Genomic DNA, 19,758 nt, shown 5'->3' on the forward strand with positions numbered 1-19,758 from the left:
CGTACAGCGTGCGTAACTTCGACCAGAAGATAAGTACGCACGAGGTAGGCGTCAACGTTTCTGACGCGTTTGGTTCCGGTCGGCTTTCCGTGACGTAAAACCACGAACGCCACACGGACTTACGGGTGTTGCACAAAGCTCCTCATCGTTCGACCTGTCGGACATTGTTCGGAACCTCTTGACGCCCCCGTTCACACCGCTTCACACTCTCGCAACGCGACGTCACACACGCGAAACGGCACGAGCCCGCTGCTGAGACCTCGCGGTCCTTTCCTTCCGGCATGTCTCAGCAGAGGAAGTTGAAACGATGCAACCCGCGAGACCCCGTAGCCGTACGAGACGTTGGGCAGGAGGGCTCGCGGGACTGACCGCGGCCTCACTGCTCCTCGGACTCGCCGGGCCCGTCGCCCCCGCCAGCGCGGCCGAGAGCGCGGACATCACCGACGGCCTGGCCCTCTGGTACAAGCTCGACGCCGCCTCCGGCACCACGGTGGCCGACGCCTCCGGCAACGGCCGGACCGGCACGGTGAACGGCGCCGCCACCTGGTCCGACACCGGCGAGGGGCTCTCGTTCAACGGCTCCGACACCTACGTCAAGGTGCCGGACAACGTCATGAGCGGCATGAACTCGATCTCCGTCTCGATGGACGTGAAGGTCGACTCCGCGCAGAACACCCCATACTTCATCTACGGGTTCGGCAACACGAGCGGCTCCGCGGGCAACGGCTACCTCTTCACCACCGGCAGCACCTTCCGGACCTCCATCGCCTCCGGCAACTGGTCGACGGAACAGACCACCCAGCCCTCCCCCGCCCGCGCCATGACCCGTGCCGTGTGGAAGCAGGTCACGTACACCCAGACCGGCAACACCGGTGTCCTGTACGAGGACGGCATCGAGGTGGCCCGCAACACCGCGGTCACCATCACTCCCGGCTCCATCGGCTCCGGCACCACGACCGCCAACTACATCGGCAAATCGGTGTACCCGGGCGACAAGCTCTTCAAGGGCAGCATCCGCGACTTCCGGGTCTACGACCGGGCGTTGGCCGGCTCGGAGGTCGAGCAGCTCTCCCTCCCCGTCGCCACTCAGGGTGTCGCCGACGACAAGGCCGCCCTCACCCTCGGCGACACGAGCGCCGTCGTCGCGGACGTGACCCTGCCGACCACGGGCACCGCGGGCGGCTCCGCCATCAGCTGGAAGTCCGACACCCCCTCGGTGGTGTCGGACTCCGGTGCCGTCACCCGCCCCGCCGCCGGCGAACCGGACGGCCACGCCACGCTCACCGCGACCCTGAAGAAGGGCTCGGTGACCGGCACCAAGACCTTCGACATCACGGTCCCGCCCGCGTTCGACGACGACACGGCCACCGAACAGGCCGCCGAGGCGCTGAAGGTGGACAGCCTCGACGACGTGCGCGGCAACATCACTCTGCCGTCGACCGGTTCGTACGGCACGAAGGTCGGCTGGACCTCCGCGAAGCCGGACGTCGTCTCCGCCGACGGCATCGTCCACCGCCCGGCGCACGGCGACGGCGGCACCACCGTCGAGCTGACCGCGACCGTCACCAAGGGCGACGCGGAGGCGACCCGTGTCCTGACCGCGAAGGTGCCCGAACTCCCCGCCGAGGCGCCCCTCAAGGGCTACATGTTCAGCTACTTCACCGGCGAGGGCACCTCGGACGGCGAGCAGCTCTACGCGGCCCTCAGCAAGGGCGACGACCCGTTGAAATGGCGGGAGTTGAACGACGGCAAGCCCGTCCTGACCTCCACGCTCGGCGAGAAGGGCCTGCGCGACCCGTTCATCATCCGCTCCCCCGAGGGCGACAAGTTCTACCAGATAGCCACCGACCTGCGGATCTACGGCAACGGCAACTGGGACGCGTCCCAGCGCACCGGCAGCAAGTCCATCATGGTCTGGGAGTCCACCGACCTGGTCCACTGGACCGACCAGCGCCTGGTCAAGGTCTCGCCCGACTCGGCCGGCAACACCTGGGCGCCCGAGGCGTTCTACGACGAGAAGCTCGGCTCGTACGTCGTCTTCTGGGCGTCGAAGCTGTACGACAACGCCGAGCACTCGGGCGACACGTACAACCGCATGATGTACGCGACGACCCGCGACTTCCGTACCTTCAGCGAGCCCAAGGTGTGGATCGACCGGGGCTACTCGGTCATCGACTCCACGATGATCAAGCAGGGTGACACCTACTACCGGCTGTCGAAGGACGAGCGGAACAACTCCTCGTCGACTCCCAACAGCAAGTTCATCTTCCAGGAGAAGAGCGACTCGATCCTCGACGAGTCCTGGGACTTCGTAGCCGAGGGCATCGGCAAGGGCGCGATGAGCGCCGCCGAGGGACCGCTGGTGTTCAAGTCCAACACCGAGGAGAAGTGGTACGCGTTCCTCGACGAGTTCGGCGGCCGCGGCTACATCCCCTTCGAGACGACGAACCTCGCCTCCGGCAACTGGACGCCGTCCACCGGATATGACCTTCCGTCAAAACCGCGCCACGGCACGGTACTTCCGGTCACGCAGGCCGAGTACGACCGGCTGCTGAAGGCGTACCAGCCGGACCAGATCGTCGAGTCGGTCGAGGACGTCAAAGTAACGACGCGCATCGGTGACGCCCCGGTCCTGCCGGGGACGGTCATCGCCGACTACGCCGACGGCGTCAAGCGGCCCGTCTCCGTCACCTGGGAAGACGTCCCCGCCTCGGAGTACGCGCAGGCCGGCACCTTCACCGTGAAGGGCAGCCTGCCCGACGGTGCCGCGCTCAGGGTCGAGGCCGAGGTCACGGTCTCGGCTCAGGGCCCCGACGTGCCCGCAGACCTGGTCCTGCACTACGGCTTCGACGAGACGGGCGGCAGCATCGCCCGTGACTCCAGCGGCCACGGCTACCACGGCACCTACGTCCGTACGCCCGACTTCGGGACCGGCGTGGACGGCGGCTCGTTCAAGATGTCCGGCGGTTCGAGCAGTTCGACCTCCTCCCCGTACGTCAGGATCCCCAACGGCGTGCTGAAGGGTGCCGACAGCGTCACCGTCTCCACGTACGCCAAGTGGAAGGGCGGGGACAACTTCCAGTGGCTCTTCGGTCTTGGCCCGGACAGCGACAAGTACCTCTTCGCCACTCCGTCCAACGGCGGCGGCAAGCTGTTCTCGGCGATCACCAAGGCCACTTGGTCGGGCGAGAAGCAGATGACCGGCGGCTCGCAGCTCACACCCGGTAAGTGGCAGCACGTCACCGTGACCGTGAACGGCGCGACCGAGACCGCGGTCCTCTACGTGGACGGCGTCGAAGCGGCCCGGGCGACCGGCGTCACCATCAAGCCGTCCGAGCTGTACGACGCGTCGAAGGGCTACTCCGGTTACATCGGCCGGTCCATGTACTCCCCCGACCCGTACTTCGGCGGCGAGGTCGACGACTTCCGGATCTACAACCGGGCCCTGTCGCCCACCGAGGTCCTGGAGCTGAGCGGGAACACCACGGGCATCGCCACGGCGACCCACCCCGCGCTCAAGGTCGACGCGATCATCGACGACGCGGACAGCAAGGTCACTCTCCCGCTGGCCGAGGGCAGTGATCTCACCGCGCTGGCACCGGAGTTCGGGCTCGCCCACGGGGCGTCGATCAGCCCCGCGTCCGGCTCGCTCCACGACTTCACCGAGCCCGTGACGTACGAGGTCACCGGCTCGGACGGCAAGAAGCGCACCTGGACGGTCCGGGCCCTGGAGATGAAGAGCCCTGTACTGCCGGGGCTCAACGCCGACCCGAACATCACGAGGTTCGGCGACACCTTCTACATCTACCCGACCACCGACGGCTTCCCGGGCTGGAGCGGCACGCAGTTCAAGGCGTACTCGTCGAAGGACCTGGTCCACTGGACGGACCACGGCGTCATCCTCGACCTCGGTCCGGACGTCGGCTGGGCCGACAGCAGGGCCTGGGCGCCGGCGATCGAGGAACGGAACGGCAAGTACTACTTCTACTTCTGCGCCGACGCGAACATCGGTGTCGCGGTGTCCGACTCGCCCACCGGCCCGTTCAAGGACGCGCTGGGCAAGCCGTTGCTGAAGGCGGGCCAGTATCCGGGCCAGATGATCGACCCGGCGGTGTTCACGGACGACGACGGCACGCCGTACCTCTACTGGGGCAACGGCAGGGCGTACGCCGTCCCGCTGAACGACGACATGGTCTCCTTCGACACGTCGAAGGTCACCGACATGACTCCCAGCGGCTACAACGAGGGCACCTTCGTCATCAAGCGCAAGGGCACCTACTACTTCATGTGGTCGGAGAACGACACCCGGGACGAGAACTACCGCGTCGCCTACGCGACCGGCTCCTCGCCCACGGGCCCCTGGACCAAGCGGGGCGTGATCCTGGAGAAGGACCTGTCCCTGGGCATCAAGGGCCCCGGCCACCACTCGGTGGTCAAGGTGCCGAACACCGACGACTGGTACATCGCCTACCACCGTTTCGCCATCCCGGGCGGTGACGGCACGAACCGCGAAACCACCATCGACAAGCTGGAGTTCGACGCCGACGGGCTGATCAAGAAGGTCGTCCCGACGCTGTCGAGCATCGACCCGGTCACCATCGTCCGGGCGGGTCCGGACGCGATGGGCACCGAGGGGAGCGCGATCCCGGTCACCGGCACGATCTCCGGGGCGGGCAAGCCCCGGTGGACGGTCGAGAGCGGAGCTCCCTGCACCTTCGCCGACCCCGACGCCGTCCTCACCTCGGTCACCTGCGCCGACGACGGTACGTACGAGGTGACGCTGGCCGGGGGCCGCAGCAGTGACACGCTCACCGTGACTGTGGACAACGCGGCGCCGGTGATCACGTCGTCGACGGGTCCCGCCTCGGCGGTGTCCGTCGGCAAGAGCGCGGCCGTCAAGGCCCTGTTCACCGACCTGGGGTCCGACGACACCCAGACGTGCAAGGTCGACTGGAAGGACGGCACCGAGCCGACCACGGGCACGGTCACCTCCACCGGCTGCGAGGCCACACACACGTACAAGAAGGCGGGCATCCACCGTCCGGTGCTCACCGTCACCGACGACGACGGCGGCAAGGACAGCATCCAGCTGCCCGAACTGGTCGTCTACGACCGTGCGGCCGGTCCGATCGCCGGCGTCGGAGTCATCTCCTCCCCGGCGGGCGCCTACCCGGCGAAGCCCTCGCTGACCGGTCTTGCGGGCTTCTCCTTCGGCGCCGCGTACAAGAAGGCGAAGGACACCGTGCCCAGCGGCAACGCGACCTTCGACTTCGCGGCCGGCAAGGTGAAGTTCCGCTCCACCGACTCGGACTGGCTGGTCGTCACCCGCTCCGAAGCCCAGTACCAGGGCTCGGGCACGGTCAACGGCACCAGCGGATACGCCTTCCGCATCACCATCACCGACTCCCCCGACACCTACCGCATCAGGATCTGGAAGAAGTCCACGGGCGACGTGATCTACGACAACCGCACCGGTTCGAAGGCTTACGGCATCGTGCTCGGCTGAGGTCTGGCGGCTGACATACCACCGAGGGAGCGGCGCCCTGGCTCGTGAGCCCGGGCGCCGCTCCCTCGGTAGGGTGCGTCCACGTTGTCGACGATCACATGTGTGCGGTCCCCGGACCGCTGGGGGAAGGACTGCTGTGGCCAAGTTGCCGGGCGTGCTGGCGCTGCCTCGGATGCTCCGTCATTTCGCGACCACCGGCGAAGGGCTCCCCGAGGACGGCGCGGTGGAGGTGGATGCCCCGGACGACGCGCTCCGTGCCGTGCTCTCCGCCGCGAGGTCCGGGACCTGGGAGCCTGCCGCGACTCTGCTGGCGGAGACTCGCTCCGCCGGGGGCTGGTACCGGCGCGGCCTGTTCAGCGCCGGTCTCGCCGAACTCGCGTTGCACCACCACGGGTGGCTGGACGACTGGAACCGCGCACGGCCCGGCGACCCCGATCTGGCCCTGGTACTCGCCGAATTGGAGATCGACCGCGCCTGGGAGATCCGTACGGCGGCACGCGCCCGCCATGTGTCACAGGAGCAGTTCCACGCGTTCCGCACCCTCCTGAACGACGCCACGCCGGTACTGCGGACGGCCGCCGATCTGAACCCGGGCGACCCCGTTCCCTGGCGGATCCTCATCGGCCATGCCATGGGACTGGGCGGGCCCCGCGACGTCTTCGACGAGTACCTGGCACGGGGCAGGGACTGCGACCCGCACGACCTCGGCCTGCACACCCGTGCGGTGCAGTACCTGGCACAGAAGTGGTACGGCTCGCATGCCGAGATGTTCGACTTCGCGGAGTCGGCCGCCGCCGCTGCGCCCGAGGGCTCGTTGCTGCGCGGTCTGCCCCTGCAGGCGGTCACCGAGTACGCGCTGGACCACGACGCGGGGATGGGCCAGGGGCCGGTGGCCTGGTCCCGTATCGAGGCCCTCGTCGAGGCGGGTCTCGAACTCTCCGCCGCGTACGGGCCGGGCGACCGGCAGGCCGCGAAGTTCCGCAACCATCTCGCCCTCGCGCTGATCCGCTGCGAGCGCCACCACGAGGCCCTGGAGACCTTCCGGCTCATCGGCACCGACGCGCGCACCTTCCCCTGGGCGTACCTCGGCGACGCCCGGGAGATCTTCCTCCTCCTGCGCAAGGGGGTCCGCGTCCAAGTCTCCACATCCACCCCGTACTTCGGCGGTTCCATCCCCTCCCCGGTGGCCGAGGCCCCGTCAGAAACCCTGGCGCCGGGCACGACCGCGACCGTACCCGCGGCCACGGCCATGGCCCTGGCAGTCGTCGGTGCCCGGATGAGCGAGGTCCGCGAGGCGGTCCTGATCACCGGTACGACCATGCGCCTTGCCCCGGCACCCCGGGGCAGCACCCTGGTGGAGACCGCACCCTCGGCCGATCCGCCGGCCCGCCGCAAGGGCATGCGCAGGACGCTGCTGGGCGAGGGCGAACTGCCCCGGCTCGCCCGCGCGTTCAGCAGGGGTGAGACATGGCCGGTCCTCGTGGTGGCGAAGGAGGGAGCCGACTACACGCTCCGCCTGTACCGCGACGGCCGGGAGCTGACCGCCCATGTCTGGTGGACCGACCCGGCCGAGATGCCGACGCAGGAGGAGGCGGCCAAGCGGGCGACAGCACTGGCGGCTTGCTACGGCTTGGCTGACCACCGGCCGCTCACCGCCGCCCTCCGCGGCACCGGGGCACCACTGCAGCACATCGGGGAGACGTTCACGTTGCTCGGGCTGCCCCCGCTGCCCGCCGGTTTCGGCGATCGCCCCGAGCCGCTCGCGGACATGCGGGGCGCTCAGGTCGTGGCGCGGCGGTCACTCTTCGGCGCCATCAAGGAGACGCTGGCCTCGGACGACTCGGGCCACCGTGGCGGGGAGCTGCCGCCGTTGTCCTGACTCGGCCCGCCACGCACGCCAAGGGCCCGCCCCGAGTGTTTCCGGGCGGGCCCGAAGGCGAGGAGTGAACGGTGGGTCAGGTCTTGCGGCGGGACGTCATCGCCCGCTGGATCAGGATGAACGCGCACAGCAGCACACCCGTCGCGATCTTCGTCCACCACGAGCTCAGTGTGCCCTCGAACTGGATGAGGCTCTTGATGAGGCCGAGGACGAGGACGCCGAAGAGGGTGCCGATCACATAGCCGGAGCCGCCCGTGAGGAGCGTGCCCCCGATGACGACCGCGGCGATCGCGTCGAGCTCCATGCCGGTGGCGTGCAGGGGGTCGCCGGACTGGATGTAGAGGGTGAAGAGGAGTCCGGCGAGCGCCGAGCAGAAACCGCTCATCGTGTACACGGCGATCTTGGTGCCGCCCTGCGGAAGGCCCATCAGCAGGGCCGACTGCTCGTTGCCGCCGATGGCGTACACCCGACGTCCGAAGCGCGTGTAGTGCAGGACGTAGAACGCCGCGGCCAGCACCACCAGCGCCACGATGGCCCCGATGGAGAGGAAGGCGCCTCCCAGTGACACCTGTGTCTGGGCCATGCTGCTCACGGAGGAGTCGCCGATGGAGATGGACTCCTTGCTGATGACCAGGCACAGGCCCCGGAAGAGGAAGAGGCCGGCGAGGGTCACGATGAAGGGCTGGATCTCGAAGTTCTGGATCACATAGCCCATCAGGAAGCCGCCGAAGGCTCCCACGGCGAGCGCCATGGGGATGACGACCACGATCGGCAGGCCCTGACGTTCCACCAGCCATGCCGTGAACATGGTGGTGAAGCCGATGACGGAGCCGACCGACAGGTCGATGCCGCCGGACAGGATGACGAAGGTGGCGCCGACGGCTGCGACCAGCAGATAGCTGTTGTCGATGAACAGGTTGAGGAAGACCTGCGCTTCGGCGAACCCGTAGTTCTGGTACCGGCTCAGGCCGACGGCGTACATCACGAGGAAGAGACCGGCCGTCACCAGGACGGGCAGCCGCCGGTCGCCGAGTACGCGCGCGGCCTTGCTGGTCGTACGGCTGTCCGCCGCCGTCGGCCGCTGGGTGGTCGTGCTCATCACGACACCTCCATCTTGGGGGAGGCCTCGGCCGCCGGGGCGGTCTCCGCCGGTGCCGGTGCCGCGGCCTGCTTGCCGCCGAGCTTCGCGCCGAACACCTTGGCGCGGAACTTCGGCGACTGCATCAGGCAGACGATGATGACGACGGCGGCCTTGAAGACCAGGTTGGTCTGGGTCGGCACACCGATGGTGTAGATCGTGGTGGTCAGGGTCTGGATGACGAGGGCGCCGACGACCGTGCCGCCGATGGAGAACCGGCCGCCGAGCAGCGACGTACCGCCGATGACCACGGCGAGGATCGCGTCGAGCTCGATCCACAGACCGGCGTTGTTGCCGTCCGCGGCCGAGGTGTTGGAGCTGATCATCAGGCCCGCGATACCGGCGCACAGCGCGCAGAACACGTACACCATGATCTTGATCCGCATGGACCTGATGCCGACCAGGCGGCTGGCCTCGGCGTTGCCGCCGACGGACTCGACGAGCAGGCCGAGGGCCGTGCGGCGGGTGATCACCACGGTGACGGCCACGACGGCGGCCACGATGAAGATGGAGAAGGGCAGCGTCAGCCAGTAGCCGCCGCCGATCAGCTTGTACGGCTCGCTGTTGACGGTGATGATCTGCCCGTCGGTGATCAGCTGGGCGACACCGCGGCCGGCGACCATGATGATCAGCGTGGCGATGATCGGCTGGATGCCCATCCTGGCGACCAGGAAGCCGTTCCAGAGGCCGCAGACGATCGCGGCCACCAGTCCGATGCCCAGGGCCAGGAACACCCCGGACAGGGCGCTCTGGTCGGCCTGGTCGCTGATGTACGAACAGGTCAGGGCGCCGGTGATGGCGACCACGGCGCCGACGGAGAGGTCGATGCCGCCGGTGGCGATGACCAGGGTCATGCCGACCGCGACCAGGATGAGGGGCGAGCCGAACAGGACGATCGAGACGAGGCTGCCGTAGAGGTGGCCGTCCGTCATCTTGATCGCGAAGAAGTCGGGTGTGAAGGGAACGTTGACGAGCAGCAGGATGACCAGCACGGCGACCGGCCAGAACAGGTGATGGTGTGTCAGCGCTCGCCATCGGGGAGTGGTGGTCACTGGTGCTCTCCGCTCGCGATGGTCTCCAGGATCCGGGTGGTGGTGATCTCGGGCCCGTTGGCGAGCTGCGCCACCAGCTTGCGGTCGCGCAGCACTCCGATGGTGTGGCTGAGCCGCAGGACCTCCTCCAGCTCGGCCGCGATGTACAGCACGGCCATGCCCTCCTCGGAGAGCGAGACCACGAGTTTCTGGATCTCGGCCTTCGCGCCGATGTCGATGCCGCGCGTCGGCTCGTCCAGGATCAGCAGTTTGGGCTGGGTGATCAGCCAGCGGGCGAGCAGCACCTTCTGCTGGTTGCCGCCGCTGAGCTGGCCGACCCTGGCCTCGGGGTTGGCGGGCCTGATGTCCAGGGCCTTGATGTACTTGGCGACGAGTTCGTCGCGCTGGGCGATGGGGATGGGCCGGGTCCAGCCGCGGGAGGCCTGCAGGGCGAGGATGATGTTCTCCCGCACCGTCAGGTCCGGTACGAGGCCCTCGGTCTTGCGGTTCTCCGAGCAGAACGCGACGCCCGCGGCGATCGCGTCGTTCGGGGCGCTCATCGAGACCTGCTTGCCGCCGATGGTCAGCTTGCCGCTGTCGGGGTGGTCGGCGCCGAAGAGCAGCCGGGCGAGTTCGGTGCGGCCCGATCCGAGGAGACCGGCGAGTCCGATGACCTCGCCCTTCTTGATCTCCAGGTCGAAGGGGGCGATGCCGCCGACGCGGCCGAGGCCGTCCGCCTGGAGCAGCGGTTCGCCCACGTCGGAGTGGAGTTGCTGGTCGTGCAGTTCCTCAAGCTGGTCCAGGGCCTTGCCGATCATCAGCTGGACGAGGCCGACCTGGTCGAGGTCGCGGACCATGTGCTCGCCGACCAGGGTGCCGTTGCGCAGGACGGTCATCCGGTCGCAGACCTCGTAGATCTGGTCGAGGAAGTGCGACACGAAGAGGATCGCGACGCCTTCGTCCTTCAACCGCCGCATCAGGGCGAAGAGTTCGAGGACCTCGTCGCGGTCGAGGCTGGAGGTCGGCTCGTCGAGAATGAGCACCTTGGTGCCCGCCCCCTGACCGTCGGCGTCTCCGGTGCCCACCGACCGTACGATCGCGACCAGTTGCTGCACGGCCAGCGGGTACGAGGACAGGGGCGCGGTGACGTCGATGTCGAGGCCGAGCCGGTCGACCAGCTCGGCGGCCTCACGGCGCAGCCGCTTCCACTGGATGCGGCCGAAGCGGGTGGGCTCGCGCCCGATGAAGATGTTCTCCGCCACCGACAGGTTGGGGCAGAGGTTGACCTCCTGGTAGACCGTGCTGACGCCGGCCTGCTGCGCCTGCGACGGGCTGGCGAACCGTACGTTCGTGCCGTTGAGGGTGATGGTGCCGCCGTCCAGGGAGTGGACCCCGGTCAGCACCTTGATGAGGGTGGACTTGCCGGCGCCGTTCTCGCCGAGCAGTGCGTGGATCTCGCCGGGGAAGAGCCGGAAGTCGACACCCGACAGAGCCCGTACCCCCGGAAACTCTTTGACTATGCCCGTCATCTCCAGGACGGGCAGCGGCTCTGCCATGGCAGCGCTCCTCATGGATTTCGTTCAGTCCCGCAGGGAGCCCCCTGGGCCGAGGTCTTCGGCCGGAGGGAGGCTCCCTGGCGGTGGGTGCGGTCGGTCAGTACGTGCGGGCCGACGCCCGCGGATCCGTACGTGCGGATCGGCACCCGCGGATCAGTGACTGCGGATCGGCACCCGAAGGTCAGTACCTGCGGGTCGGCACCCGTGGGTCAGTACTTGCGGGTCGGGAGCGCGTCCTTGGCCTGCTCCTGCAGGAAGTCGCCCTCCTTGGTCTTGATACGGCGCTCGACCGTCTCGCCGTCGTTGACCTTCTTCACGAGCTCCATCAGCTGGGGGCCGAGCAGCGGGTTGCACTCGACGATGCCGTTGATCTTGCCCTCGGACATCGCGACGAAGCCGTCCTTCACACCGTCGACCGAGATGATCAGGATGTCCTTGCCGGGCTTCTTGCCGGCCGCCTCGATGGACTGGATGGCGCCGAGAGCCATGTCGTCGTTGTGCGCGTAGAGCACGTTGATGTCCGGGTTGGACTGCAGGAAGGCCGCCATGACCTGCTTGCCGCCTGCCCTGGTGAAGTCGCCGGTCTGGCTGACGACGATCTTCCAGTCGTCCTTGTGGTCGGCCTCCATGATTTCCTTGAAGCCCTTGGCGCGTTCGAGCGCGGGGGCGGCGCCGGTGGTGCCCTCCAGCTGGGCGATCTTCACCGCACCCTTGTGGCCGGCCTTCTCGAGAACCGTCTCCAGCATCTTGCCCGCGCGTCGGCCCTCGTCGGTGAAGTCGGAGCCTATGAAGGAGACGTACAGGGAGTCGTCGGACGTCTCGATCGAGCGGTCGGTGAGGATGACCGGGATCTTCGCGGTCTTGGCCTCCTTGAGCACCGCGTCCCAGCCGGTGACGACCACCGGCGAGAAGGCGATGACGTTCACCTTCTGCGCGATGTAGCTGCGGATCGCCGAGATCTGGTTCTCCTGCTTCTGCTGCGCGTCGGAGAACTTGAGGGTGTAACCGGCGTCCTTGGCCGCCGCCTTGACCGACTTGGTGTTGGCGGTGCGCCAGCCGCTCTCCGAGCCGACCTGTGCGAAGCCGAGGGTGATCTTCTTGCCACCGCTGCCGCCGGCGGAGGAACTCGAGCTGCCCTCGTCCTCCTTGGCACAGGCCGCCAGGCCGCCCGCCGCCGCCACGCCGACCGCCGCGGTGAGGAAGTTCCTTCTGTTGAGCATGTGTCTTCTCCTTTGAAGAGCCGGTCCCTGGGGGACCTGCTGGTACGCCTTGCTACTCGCCGGGACAGGCTGCCCTCGTCCAGCCTGTCGATCATTGTTCGACATATCGGCCATACAGATGCGGTGAAAATCGGCCGGGGGGTGCTGTGCGCGGTGTCAGGTGGGTGCTGCGCCCGGGTCCGCGGTGTACGGGAAAGTGCTTGCGCGGACCACGAGTTGGGGCTCGATGGCGAACCGGGGTGTCCCGGCCGGGTCACGGCCCTCGATCAGGTCCAGGAGCAGGGCGATGCTCCGTTTGCCCACCGCCGAGAAGTCCTGCCGGACGGTGGTGAGCGGTGGGGCGAAGAACTCCGACTCCGGTATGTCGTCGAAGCCGACCACCGCGACGTCCTGGGGAGTTCGCACGCCCGCTTCCCGAAGGGCCCGCAACACCCCCAGTGCCATCTGGTCGTTGGCGACGAAGACCGCGGTCAGCCCCCGGCCCACCCAGCCGGCCAGTTCCTGGCCCGCCCGGTAGCCCGACAGCGGACTCCAGTCCCCGCGCAGGGACATCGGCGGTTCGACACCGGCCTCTTCGAGGGTCGCCCGCCAGCCGGCGGCCCGGTCGGCCGCCTCCTGCCAGTCCTCGGGTCCGGCGAGGTGCCAGACCGTACGGTGGCCGGCGGCCAGCAGATGACCGGTGGCCAGCCGTGCGCCCATGTGCTGGTCCACGTTGACGCAGGGGATCCCCACGCCCGGTCCACTGCCCACGGTCACCACCGGGAACGGATGGCGGAGTTCGGCGAGGGCCTCGACCGCCGACCGCTGCGGGGCGATGGCGACGACTCCCTCCACCCCGCCCTCACTGAGGTGGTCCAGGGCTTCGGACAGCGTCCCGACGGTCAGCTTGCGCAGGCTGACAGTGGAGACGAGGTAGCCCTCGGCGCGCGCGGCCTCTTCGAGTGCGAAGAGGGTGCTGGCCGGACCGTAGAGCGTCGTGTCGGAGGCGACGACTCCCAGGGTCCGAGTGCGTCGTGTGACCAGGGCTCGTGCGGAGGAGTTGCGGCGGTAGCCCATTTCCTCGATCGCGTGCAGCACCCTGGCCCGTGTCTCGTCCCGCACGTTGGGGTGATCCCCCAGCACACGGGAAACAGTCTGGTGGGACACGCCCGCCAGTCGCGCGACATCGGCCATGGTGGGCGGCCGAAGCTGCGATTGTGCCATGGCCGCACCTCCTTGGCGGTCGTATACCGGAAGATTTCTGTGGCACCCGTGGACGTCTCCGGGCGCTGGGGCCCGGCCCGCGACAACGGCAACCGGTCCGCCGGACAGCCGGGTAACTCTCCGGGCGGGAGCTCCACGACCACGGCAGTTGCCACGGAGGCGAGCTGGGGCGTCGCGAACGCCATGGTCGTACCTCCCTGGAAGTCGGCCGGTGATTGCGGAGGTCATTGTGAGCGCTAACAATTCATGCCGGTCAAGGGTTCGAACAGCAGGAGGACGTCACGTTTGAGTAACGCGGCGGAAGCACGCGGTGTCGGGCCGGCGGCCCACAACACGGGTTCATGGCAAGGGTCTTGACGCGCTTCCGGCACGGCTCTATTTTCAGCACCGAAACTTCGAACCACGAACGAAATATCGGACGTTGATGATGACCGGTTCCAGCCAGAGGTACGCGCCTCTCCCCCGCCGATGCTGAGCATCGGCACAACACCCGCACGCGAAAAGGGCCCTCACAGGCTCTCGCCTGCGAAGACCCTTCGCTCTGTCGGGACGACAGGATTTGAACCTGCGACCCCTTGACCCCCAGGAGTGAGGGCCATAGGAATTACCTGCACATATCAAGCAGAACCAGGGTGCAGGACGTGCATCCCCGAGCGTGCTGTTCAGGGTCGCGAGCACCGTGTGGTCCCCGAATGGTCCCCAGGGCAGTGGTGACAGCGTGGGTATCTGCCTGCCGTAGACCAGCAGGTGCCGGACGGATCACCGCCGGATCTGGTCGGCCGGCTCGGGGATCGTGCACCTGATTCCGCGTCGGCGCAGGCAGGCGCGGTTGGCTCGCGAGGAATACGCCTTGTCGCCCCGTACCCGCAAAGGACGCACCCGGGGGCGTCCGCCGGCGGTGCGGGGCACCCGGATCGCTTTGAGGACCGGTTCGAACTGCGGGCTGTCGCCCCGCTGGCCCGCTGTGACCAGCAGCGACAGTGGCTTCTGTCCCTGCTCGCAGGTCAGATGGATCTTCGTGGAGAATCCGCCGCGCGAGCGGCCCAGCCCGTGATCGTCCGGCTCGGTCCGCGTCCCGCCCGGCGGTTCCTTCTGCCCGGCCGGGTCCCGGCGGGGCACCGGCGGCATGCTGATGGGCCCGGCAGACCGTGGAGTCGACGTTCACCTCCCACGTGATCAGGCCCGCAGCATCGGCCCGGGCCTGCAGTGCAGTCAGGATCCCGGCTCACACGCCCTCACGCTGCCAGCGCCTGAACAGTCCGTAGACCGTCTGCCAGTGCCCATGCTCCACCGGCAGGTCCCGCCACGGCACACCGGTCCGCACACGCCACCGCACCCCGTCGATCAACTGCCGCCGGTTGCGAGCCGGACGCCCCAGCCCCACGACCGGCAACAACGGCTCCAGCACCGACCACTGCTCATCCGAATTGGCTTCGGCTGAGGAGCGGGTGGCGGCTTGATGATCCGGGAACGGCCCGGATCTTGGCCCGAGGCCCGACCTGGCGCACTCAGCTCTACCTGGGGAGGTGGAGCCCCGTGGCTGTCCTGTGGCCGGCTGGGTCACCCGACAAGCCGGTTCAGAATGCGGCATGCACGCCCGACCCCGTCCTCGGCCGTCAGCGCACGGCCCAGTCGGCGGGCCTCCTCAGCATGGCCGCTGTCCCTCGTGACGGCTCGCAGGCGGCCGGCGAGAGCGGGGACGGTGAGCTGCCGGGAAGGCAAGGGCTTCGGCCCCACTCCGAGGCTGTGGACCCGGTCGGCCCAGTAGGGCTGGTCGCCGAAGAACGGGCAGACCAGGGACGGCACTCCAGAACTCAGAGCCGAGGCGGTGGTGCCCGCACCGCCGTGATGGACCACCGCAGCCATACGGGGGAACAGCCAGCTGTGGGGCGTGTCCCCGACCACGAGCATGTCGTCGTCACTCGTGGCGGGATCTCCGGCCAGGACACCACGCAGTCCCGCGCGCCGCAGTGCGGCGCGTACGACGCGGTCGGTGGCCTCGGGGTCGCAGGTTCTCATGCTGCCGAAGCCCACGTACACGGGCGGGGGTCCGTCGTCCAGGAAGTCGAGCAGGCGCCGTGGCGGTTTCCACAGTGGCTGTTCGTGGTGCCAGAAGCCGGTCATGTGGACGTTGGGTCCCCAGTCGGTCGGCCGGGGTACGACGGTGGGGCTGAAGGCACACAGCACGGGGGCATGGCGGACTCGGTGTAAAGGGCCGAGCGGGGAGAGGGCGGGAAGACCGAGGCTCTCCATGCGCCAGGCGTTGATGAACGGGCGGGAGACCAGCCACGATCCCAGGTTGACCGCCTCGAAACTGAGACGGTTCCCGAGCGATCCGAGGAAGCGTGCGGTAGGCGTGAACGGGTGGGGGAACACGCCCGTGGGCTGGCTGGGCTGGAAATGGATGATCGCGTGCGGGACGCGCAGATACTGGCTGAGGTGGATGCCCAGAAAGCCGAATGTGGGCGCAAGGACGAGATCGGCTCCCTGCGCACCGGCCTGGGTCTCGGCGAGCAAGCGGGAGAACAGGGGACGTACGATCCGGTTGATGCCGCGGATGAAGGCCGCCGGATTGCGTCTGCCGGCCAGCAGTTCCTGGCCTTCGGGCGACTCGATGATCTCGGTGGGGTCCGCCGGGAGCGAGTGGAACTGCAGTCCCGCCGCGGTGATCAGTTGCTGGTAACGGGCGCTGGCGAGCAGGCGGACGGCATCGCCCTGACGGCTCAGTGCCCTGCCCAGCGCCAGGCACGGCTGGACGTCGCCACGCGACCCCGCAGCGAAGATCACTACTGTGCGGGCCATGCCCCCCTCGATCCATCCAGTTCCTTCATCACCGTGGGCCAGATGCGGTGCAGTTCCCGCTCCCAGTACGGCCAGGAATGCGTCCCGGGTTCGTAGAGGTTCGTCGTGACGTCGACGCCCACCGAGCGGAGCGATTCGGCGAATTTGCTCACCGATGCCGGGAGTGCGGCTTCGGCGAGCGCGCCCACAAGGGTCACACCGGACGGATTGCCGTCGTCCAGGGGGCCGGGTGTTCCGTTTCCCGTGGACAGGTGGACCTTCGTTCCCCGGAAAGCGCGTGGCATGGCGGACGGGTTGTGGGTCTGCCAGATGTCGTCGTGTTCCTTCGGGTCGCCCCAGATGTCATGAAGATCGGTTCCGTCCCCGCGGGAGCCGAGGTCGAGGAGGAAACGCACCAAGGGGTCGTTGAGGTCGACGTACGAGCTCATGGAGGCCGCGTACCGGAACATTCCCCGGTGACGCGCCGCATAGTTGAGCGCGCCGAACCCCCCCATGGACAGGCCGATGACGGCCCGGGAGGAGTTGGCCCGGAATCTGCTCTCCATGAGCCGGACCAGTTCGCTGGTGTGGAACGTCTCCCAGCGAGGTCTGCCGGCGTACCAGTCGGAGTAGTACCCGTATCTCCCGCCGTCGGGCATCACGACGAGTGCGCCGGAGTTCTCGGCCAGTACCTCGACGTCCGTCTCGCGCGTCCAGGAGGTGTAGTCGTCCTCCCCACCGTGCAGCATGTACACCACGGGGAACGTGCGTCTCCTCTCGCTGTACCAGCCTTTGGGGAGGATGACACGGACCGGCACGGTGCTTCGCATGGCCCGTGACAGGACGGTCAGATCGAGCGTGCGCTCGTCGATGGTCTTGACGCCTGTGATCCAGGCGCCGGTGTCGGACGACCACGATCGATGGTCCGGGCCACTGGTGGCCGCGGCTGTCGCGGTGCCGCCCAGCGGTGTGAGGAGCGAAAGACAGGCAAGGAGTGACAGGCCGGTGAGTCGTGCCCGGCCGGTGAACAGTGTGGGGGCGGATGGCATGGGCTGCGGAACTCCTTGGGGCGGGTGAAGCCCGGACGACGGGACACAGGCGGAAGCGGAGAGGAGCCCCGGGGCCGACCGCTGACACGATGCACGGCCCAGCCCGTGCTGAGCGGCTCACGGCTCCCGGGGGCTTGGCCACGGGGGCGACGGTCGTCACGAGACGGCGAGCGGCGTGCGCGACAAGCCGGGGCCGCGGGTCGCGATACCTCCTCAGGTGCTCGACACTCCTGTACTGCCGCCGACGCCGGTAACCAGCCGTCAGCGTCGGCTCGACGCTGGGGTGCTTCGCTCCGTGCTGCGGACATGGCAGGAGTGGCCGTCCCGGGTGCCAACGGATCGCCAGAACCGAAGTGGACATATACGTGCAGACCATGTCGAAATAGGTGATCAAAGACCAGCCGACACACCGATTTGATGTGAATATGATCAACCGATCGCACGTCACCTGGGGGAGGGGCATCTGCCGCGTCGGCGGCGACCGCGACCATGGCGATGAGGTGTCCCACCGCGGTCAGATCAGGCAACCGGACCACCGCTCCGTGGTCGGCCGTCCATGTCGTCGCCGGATCCCGTCCGTTGGAGGGGATGAATCGGGCCGGAGCCCGAAGGCCGACGGCACCGCCTGAAAGATCAGCCGGACAGCTGATCGCGCGTCCGGCCCCGTCCGCGTCGGCCACCGGGCGGCCATGCCGTTACACCCTTCGAGCAACGGCACGCATACCGCTCCACCTCAACTGACCTGCGTCTTCCCTCCAAGGAAACACCAGGCGGGGGCTGTGCGGTTGCGACGCGACGAGGCAGGCAGCTTGCTAGGTACAAGTTGGCAGGTCAGATCAGCCGGTGAACTGAAGGGCAGGGCTCCACGCGGCCCGGAGTGAGGGAGAGTCGATGAGCACGACCATGTCCGAAGCCGTCATCGCGGGTGCCGGCGGGGATGCGCTGGAGAAACTGCCTTTGCCCGAGCGGTTCGCCGCGGCGACGGTGCGTCTGGCTGACATCAAAATGTTCCAGGACGTCGACGACAAGGATGTGCAGAAGTCCCTCATCGTCGATGAGGTCCCGATGCCCGAACTGGCTCCGGACGAGGCACTGGTCGCTGTGATGGCGAGCTCCATCAACTACAACACCGTGTGGACCGCGATGTTCGAGCCGCTGCCGACGTTCCAGTTCCTGAAACAGATGGCAAAGGCCGGGGGATGGGAGCGGCGCCATGACCTGCCTTACCACGTCGTGGGGTCGGACGCCGCAGGCGTCATCGTGCGGACAGGGTCGTCCGTGCGCAAGTGGAAGGCCGGAGACCACGTCGTGGTGGCCACCGCGTACGTCGACGACCAGGACCATGACACACATCGGGACGGCATGCTCGGCGAGGGACAGAAAGCGTGGGGCTTCGAAACGAACTTCGGCGGACTGGCGCACTACGCGATCGTGCGGGCAAGCCAGTTGATGCCCAAACCAGGGCTGCTCACCTGGGAGGAGGCGGCCGTCAATCCCCTGTGTGCCGGCACCGCGTACCGCATGCTGGTCAGCGATCGCGGAGCGCACATGAAGCAGGGCGATGTGGTGCTGATCTGGGGTGCGACCGGGGGGCTCGGTTCCTACGCAGTGCAACTCGTCCGTAACGGTGGCGGTATTCCGGTGGGCGTGGTGAACTCCCGCCGGAAGGCTGACCTGCTGCGGTCCCTCGGATGCGAGATCGTCATCAACCGCTCGGAAATCGACGGGGGAGACGCCACCCTGCTGCAGCGGCCGGAAGGCTGGAGGAAGATCGGCGCCGCGGTGCGCGACGCGGTAGGAGAAGACCCGCACATCGTCTTCGAGCACGTCGGCGAGAAGACGTTCGGTGCCTCGGTCTTCCTCGCCAGACGCGGAGGGACAGTGGTCACGTGCGGTTCCAGTACCGGATACCAGCACACCTACGACAACCGCTACTTGTGGATGCGGCTCAAGCGGATCATCGGAAGCCACGGGGCCAACCTGCATGAGCAGTGGGAGGCCAACCGGCTGCTCAGCATGGGCCGTCTGCTGCCGGCCCTGTCGACGACATACCCATTGGACGAGGTCGCAACGGCTGCCCGGAGCGTCCAGACCAACCAGCACATCGGCAAGGTGGGCGTTCTGTGTCTGGCCCCACGCCCTGGGCTGGGGGTGACGGACCCGCAGGCCAGGGCACGAGTGGGCGAGGACCGTCTGCGCACCTTCCAGGGCTGGACGAGTGAGTCCGATGCTTCTTCCGGCCGTGACCATGACGAAGGGCGCCGGTTGGCTCGTGTGTGAAGACCGGCCTTGGCGTTCATCGGGTCCGGCCGGTCCGGCACGGGCGAGCCGGTCCGGCACGGCCGGCTCGCCGGTGTGATCGCTCGGTTCGGGCTGGATGGGCGTGAACTCCCGT

The 19,758-nt window shown here is 68.0% G+C and carries 10 protein-coding genes and 1 pseudogene; 3 read left to right on the plus strand and 8 right to left on the minus strand.

The window, feature by feature from the left end:
* Positions 1-307: 307 nt before the first annotated feature.
* Together QF035_RS08670 and QF035_RS08675 are read left to right on the plus strand one after the other, a co-directional pair.
* Entirely contained in the window at positions 308-5,506 is a 5,199-nt protein-coding gene (locus QF035_RS08670; RefSeq protein WP_307519391.1) for a family 43 glycosylhydrolase, read from the plus strand.
* Positions 5,507-5,642: 136 nt separating this feature from the next.
* Positions 5,643-7,385 (plus strand): hypothetical protein, encoded by a 1,743-nt coding sequence (locus tag QF035_RS08675; protein ID WP_307519392.1) that lies wholly within the window; start codon positions 5,643-5,645, stop codon positions 7,383-7,385.
* A 76-nt stretch (positions 7,386-7,461) separates the two neighbouring features.
* Here the strand turns inward: QF035_RS08675 and yjfF are convergent, their stop codons facing one another.
* From yjfF to QF035_RS08720, 8 genes and pseudogenes are all read right to left on the minus strand, one after another.
* A complete protein-coding gene (gene yjfF, locus QF035_RS08680; protein ID WP_307519393.1) occupies positions 7,462-8,484 on the minus strand; it encodes a galactofuranose ABC transporter, permease protein YjfF in 1,023 nt (340 codons plus the stop codon).
* On the minus strand, positions 8,484-9,575 hold the full coding sequence (locus tag QF035_RS08685; RefSeq protein ID WP_307519394.1) for an ABC transporter permease: 1,092 nt from the start codon (positions 9,573-9,575) through the stop codon (positions 8,484-8,486). The genes yjfF and QF035_RS08685 overlap by 1 nt, the downstream gene beginning before the upstream one ends.
* Positions 9,572-11,110, minus strand: a complete 1,539-nt coding sequence (locus QF035_RS08690; RefSeq protein WP_307519395.1) for a sugar ABC transporter ATP-binding protein — start codon at positions 11,108-11,110, stop codon at positions 9,572-9,574. The genes QF035_RS08685 and QF035_RS08690 overlap by 4 nt, the downstream gene beginning before the upstream one ends.
* Before the next feature lie 209 nt (positions 11,111-11,319).
* Positions 11,320-12,330 (minus strand): ABC transporter substrate-binding protein, encoded by a 1,011-nt coding sequence (locus QF035_RS08695; protein WP_307519396.1) that lies wholly within the window; start codon positions 12,328-12,330, stop codon positions 11,320-11,322.
* Positions 12,331-12,486: 156 nt separating this feature from the next.
* Entirely contained in the window at positions 12,487-13,533 is a 1,047-nt protein-coding gene (locus QF035_RS08700) for a LacI family DNA-binding transcriptional regulator (protein ID WP_307519398.1), read from the minus strand.
* 765 nt (positions 13,534-14,298) lie between these two features.
* Positions 14,299-14,941 (minus strand): annotated as a pseudogene (locus tag QF035_RS56225) (IS5 family transposase); the annotation flags it as partial.
* A gap of 152 nt (positions 14,942-15,093) precedes the next feature.
* Positions 15,094-16,335, minus strand: coding sequence for a glycosyltransferase (locus tag QF035_RS08715; RefSeq protein WP_307519403.1), 1,242 nt, complete (start codon positions 16,333-16,335; stop codon positions 15,094-15,096).
* On the minus strand, positions 16,320-17,363 hold the full coding sequence (locus tag QF035_RS08720) for an alpha/beta hydrolase (protein ID WP_307519405.1): 1,044 nt from the start codon (positions 17,361-17,363) through the stop codon (positions 16,320-16,322). The genes QF035_RS08715 and QF035_RS08720 overlap by 16 nt, the downstream gene beginning before the upstream one ends.
* A gap of 891 nt (positions 17,364-18,254) precedes the next feature.
* On the opposite strand from QF035_RS08720, the gene ccrA reads away from it, so the two are divergent.
* Positions 18,255-19,643, plus strand: a complete 1,389-nt coding sequence (gene ccrA, locus QF035_RS08725; protein ID WP_307519407.1) for a crotonyl-CoA carboxylase/reductase — start codon at positions 18,255-18,257, stop codon at positions 19,641-19,643.
* The last annotated feature ends 115 nt before the right edge of the window (positions 19,644-19,758 follow it).

This window comes from Streptomyces umbrinus (assembly GCF_030817415.1).
Classification (GTDB): Bacteria; Actinomycetota; Actinomycetes; order Streptomycetales; family Streptomycetaceae; genus Streptomyces; species Streptomyces umbrinus_A.